The sequence below is a fragment of the Microcystis sp. 49638_E5 genome, from assembly GCF_021300285.1.
Lineage (GTDB): Bacteria > Cyanobacteriota > Cyanobacteriia > Cyanobacteriales > Microcystaceae > Microcystis > Microcystis aeruginosa_C.
In genome coordinates this window covers 1700-6333 of the sequence record NZ_JAJTDH010000158.1, presented here as the reverse complement: position 1 = coordinate 6333, position 4634 = coordinate 1700, and the positions used below count along the sequence as shown (strand labels likewise).

Genomic DNA, 4634 nt, shown 5'->3' with positions numbered 1-4634 from the left:
TAGTGGCAATATCGCATTCCTGAAAAAGCACACAGGCTGGCGTAAGACCTGGCAGTTAATTGTTCCGGGTAACTTTGGCGGCAATAATTACACTGATTTGTTGTTTTACGATCCGACTACTCCAAATACTGGGGAAGGCGAATTTTACACAACGGATGGTAGTGGCAATATCGCATTCCTGAAAAAGCACACAGACTGGCGTAAGACCTGGAAGTTAATTGTTCCGGGTAACTTTGGCGGCAATGATTACACTGATTTGTTGTTTTACGATACTACCGCGACTTCTTTAACGGCTCCGATTGTTGTTACAGTACCCCCAGCCAATGCACCTACAATTCCTCAAGGTTTTCATTCCCCCTTTAGTTTTACTCCATCTGGCGCTCCCGTAATTCAGTGGAATGGCTACACTTATTGGGCGTATAGTTATACCGACAACAGGATGGCTATGGCTATCGTTGCTTATGATGCCAAAGGTCAGATTGTTAAACAGTGGGAAAAACCTGGTGCTCGTTATCTTACCAGCATCACTGTAGATGCCGAGGGGAAAACTATTACCCTTACCGGACAAGCAAACCTTACGACTGTATTGTCATGGGACGAATTAAAGTTATAAGAGCGATATACGCTTGTATCATATCTTGAACGGCAATTATCGCATCTTGATGTGTGTTTGTGTTTCAATGCAGCTTTTTTCTGCTTCTATCTAACACAATCAAGACAATCAAGCTAAATTGAGGGAGAGTTGATCGTTATTTAACTGAAAATAGCGATCGCTTTTTTAAAATTAACCTTGAGATTAAGCAAGAGGAGTAAATTTGACAGGAAGAGTTTTTAATCTTCTTGAAATCTTGCTTTCGCACCAGTCTAATTTATCTGTATTAAGGCAAATATCTGGCAAACGTTGCACTATGGCATTTAGGGCGATTTGCACTTGAAGCCTGGCTAAAAACATTCCTATGCAATAGTGAAGGCCACCGCCAAAACCCAAATTAGGTTTGCGACGACTGAAATCCAGTTTTTGGGGATTAGAAAAGTATTCAGGGTCATGGTTTACTGCACCGAGATAGATAACGACATACTCCCCACGATGAATAATTTTTCCTGAAACCTCAACGTCTTCTATTGCTCGACGAGAGACATACTGAATAGGACTATCATAACGTAGCAATTCTTCGACAATATTTTCAATATTACCAGGATTTTGTCTTACATATTCTAAACTTTGTGGGTGTTTTAAAAGGGCTAAAAGACCATTACTCAGTAGTCCTTTCATTGATTCCTGGGATGTGGCAATTAACAGAATAGAAGTGCTAATTATTTCATCTTCTGTTAGGGCATTGATATTATCTTTATAATTAGCTAACTGGCTGATCAAACCGTCGTTTGGTTGTCTTTTATATTCAGCTACTTTTTGAGCAAAATAGGCTCTATGTTCAATGAGAATTTGATTTTGCTCTTTATATTCTTCCAAAGATACTGGTTGATCAAAAATGAAAACGGTCTTAGCAGACCATCGAATTAATTGTTGATAATCTTCAATCGGTAAACCTAATATTTTAGTAATCGCAAAAGCAGGAAGAGGGGTCGCAAAATCTGCTATGATTTCCATCTCTCCCCTTGGGGCAAATCTATCCAGTAAATCGTCAACAATTGCCTGAATTTTAGGACGCATAGCATTGAGCGAGGCTCTAGAAAAGGATGGAATTAGTGCATTTTTAATTCGAGTATGATCGGGTGGTTCCAAAAAAAACAACCATTTATCAGTAGTTTGTGCAAGAATGTCTAGATTATCTTCTTTGAGATAGGCACTTTTTAGCTGAAGGCGTTCAGGAAAATTATCTACTTGGAATCGCTTATCATTTAAAATAGTAAGGGCATCGGCATAACGAGTAATAATCCATGTTCCAAAAATACTTTTGTGGATAGGATCTTCTTGACGAAGCTGCGCAAACACAGGATAGGGATTAGCCTGAAATTCTGCATCAAAAGGATTAAATAAAACTTTGTTCCCATTCATGATTAAAGTCACCCCTATTTTTGAGCTAGTTCAGCTACTAAATATTCAGATAATTCACTAATTTTGGGATATTCCCAAAATAAAATTGGGTCTAGCTCTAAACCAAGCATAGCTTCCAACTCGCCAGTAAGACTCAAGGCAACGGAAGAATCTAGTCCATAGGTGAAAATAGATTTTTCTAAATCAATGTCTTCCCTATCTACACCTAGAAGACTTGCCAGCCTATCTGTTAGCCACTGTTCAATTTTTTCTCGACTCATAAAAACAAGTTACCACCAAAACATTTGCAAACAAAAACAAACACCCGTCATGATAACTTATTTTGTTGCCATTGTACAACAATCGCCAGCCTGTTTGTGAGAAAAGCATGACGACAAGCCTGGCGTTGAATTTTACCGCTAGAGGTTTTGAGAATACTTGCGGGTTTAATTAATGCGATCGCATAAACCTGTAAGGCATGATGGAGAGCAACGGCTTCACGAATAGCCGAGAAAACTTCATTGACATTTAACTTGCTTAAATAGGTACGCTCTACTTCCTGAACAATCACCAATTTGTCTTGATTATCTACTTCTATTGTAAAAGCTGCCCCAGAGTCTAAACGCAGAGCCTGATGACTTTGTTGTACAGAATATTCAATGTCTTGGGGGTAATGATTTCGTCCCCAAATAATGATGACATCTTTGATTCTTCCCGTGATAAATAGTTCTCCTTCTCGCCTAAAACCTAAATCACCTGTTCGGAGAAAATTTCCTTGATCCCCATCAGCTAATTTAGCCTGAAAAGTTGCGATCGTTTTTTCTTCTTGTTGCCAATATCCTTGGGCAACACTAGAACCCGAAACCCAAATTTCTCCCACTTGATTTTCATCACATTCTAAACAACTTTCAGGATCGACAATTTTTACTGCCATATTTTCCCAGACATGGCCGCAACCGACAAGTTCCTGATAATTTTTACTGTCTTTCTCCGCTTCTACTACCTGATTATTCTCTAAGGATTCTGATTGAACATTTAAGTAAACTGGCTCATCTTCGATATTACCTCCAGAAATCATTAGTGTGGCTTCTGCCATGCCGTAACAGGGATAAAAATATCGAGATTGAAACCCAGAAGATTGAAACTTGTTAATAAAGTTTTCCATCGTTTTTCGTCGTATTGGCTCGGCTCCATTGTAGGCACTGATCCAACTACTGAGATCAAGCATTTCTTGTTGTTCAGACGTAATTCTCTGCACACATAATTCATAGCCTAAATTTGGACCGCCGCTATGAGTAGCTTGATATTTAGTAATTGCTTCCAACCAAAGCATTGGATTTTTTAAAAAAGATTCAGGCGACATAACAACACCTAAAAAACCTGTATAAAGCGGTTGAATAATACCATCAATTAAACCCATGTCATGGAAACTGGGCAACCAGGTCATAGAAACACTTTTTCCTGTCAGTTGAAATGCTTTTTGAATGTAAGCAGAATTATGGGCAACGTTGTCATGGGAAATCATGACTCCTTTCGGCGCACCGGTTGAACCTGATGTGTATTGAAGAAATGCTAGGGTATCACCGCTAATCCTGGGAAGATGCAATTTAAAGTCTTGGTTATTATTCACATTGTCTGTCACCAAAAGTCTGGTTACTGATAAGTCTAAAAAAGATTCAAGTGTTGACTTAATTTTCTCTAAAAGTGAACTGGTTGTCAGAATAATTTGAGGGCGAGAATCTTCAATAATTGCTAGTAATCGAGACATTTTTTGATTACGCTTTGGTGGGTAAGCGGGAACCGCAACAATCCCAGCATATAGACACCCCAAAAAAGCTGTAATAAATTCTAAACCTTGGGGATAAAGTAATAAAGCGCGATCACCTTGGTGGCAAAGAGAAAGTAAGCTATCAGCGATCGCCTTTGATTCTTGCTGTAAGGTTTTGTAGTCAATGGATGATTCTTGATTTTGACCATCCTTAAGAAAGATGTAGGCTAACTGATTGGGGGTTTGCTCGGCTCTGGTGTCAAGAATTGAGGTTATTGCTTTCATTGTCGCTTCAATATGAAATTGCAAGGGTTGATTTAATTTGATTGTGTTCCAAGTAGAACATAACTAAACTTTCCCCCTATGAATGTACTAGCTATAGCCGAAAGTCTTACAGAGACTCAGTTAAAGCAATTCAAAGCTAATGTACTACTGGGTGCCAACTCCTGAAATCCTTACGCCGATAGGGTTGGAAGCAAAATTTTTCAAATTTGACTTTTCGACCATTATAGCTTGTTTCGCAGCAGAAAACCATCAAAAACATCGCTACAGAGGGAATCGCTGACTATAGAGACTAATGACATCATCGGTGATCATCAGGTTAGCGATCACTATACAGCCAACTCTACTGTCTGTTTTGCCAATTTCTCCCAAGTACTGCCTCCCAACTCCAGTGCTCAGATTGCGGCTTTTTCGATGTCCTCGGTCATCGACAATCAGCGAAAATCCTCGGGGTATTTCCGTCTGGCGGCATTGGTTCATCGGAAATTTTGGGTCTGAAACCCCGCCGTTCTAGGTTGGCTTTACGTTAGAATTAAAAGGCCAGTCTCGAAAACCAAGTGGACGGCGCAGCACCTTGAAAACTCGGCT

The 4634-nt window shown here is 39.5% G+C and carries 4 protein-coding genes and 1 pseudogene; 1 reads left to right on the top strand and 4 read right to left on the bottom strand.

The features are described 5' to 3' along the window. Nucleotides 1-613, top strand: a 613-nt coding sequence (locus LW728_RS22835; protein WP_287768462.1) for a hypothetical protein, incomplete at its 5' end; no start/stop codon positions are given. A 183-nt stretch (nt 614-796) separates the two neighbouring features. Here the strand turns inward: LW728_RS22835 and LW728_RS22830 are convergent. From LW728_RS22830 to LW728_RS23500, 4 genes and pseudogenes are all read right to left on the bottom strand, one after another. Further along, nucleotides 797-2017 carry a cytochrome P450 gene (locus tag LW728_RS22830; RefSeq protein WP_287768460.1) on the bottom strand — a complete coding sequence of 407 codons (1221 nt, stop codon included), beginning with the start codon at nt 2015-2017 and terminating at the stop codon, nt 797-799. A gap of 14 nt (nt 2018-2031) precedes the next feature. Then, nucleotides 2032-2277, bottom strand: a complete 246-nt coding sequence (locus LW728_RS22825; RefSeq protein ID WP_036390104.1) for an acyl carrier protein — start codon at nt 2275-2277, stop codon at nt 2032-2034. Nucleotides 2278-2324: 47 nt separating this feature from the next. Continuing rightward, entirely contained in the window at nt 2325-4049 is a 1725-nt protein-coding gene (locus LW728_RS22820; protein WP_287768455.1) for a fatty acyl-AMP ligase, read from the bottom strand. A 336-nt stretch (nt 4050-4385) separates the two neighbouring features. Continuing rightward, nucleotides 4386-4526, bottom strand: a pseudogene (locus tag LW728_RS23500) (IS701 family transposase); the annotation flags it as partial. Nucleotides 4527-4634 lie beyond the last annotated feature (108 nt).

Excerpts from the sequence above, each read along its gene's own strand:
- LW728_RS22830 (WP_287768460.1), bottom strand. The coding sequence starts at position 2,017 with ATGAATGGGAACAAAGTTTTATTTAATCCTTTTGATGCAGAATTTCAG.
- LW728_RS22825 (WP_036390104.1), bottom strand. The coding sequence starts at position 2,277 with ATGAGTCGAGAAAAAATTGAACAGTGGCTAACAGATAGGCTGGCAAGT.
- LW728_RS22820 (WP_287768455.1), bottom strand. The coding sequence starts at position 4,049 with ATGAAAGCAATAACCTCAATTCTTGACACCAGAGCCGAGCAAACCCCC.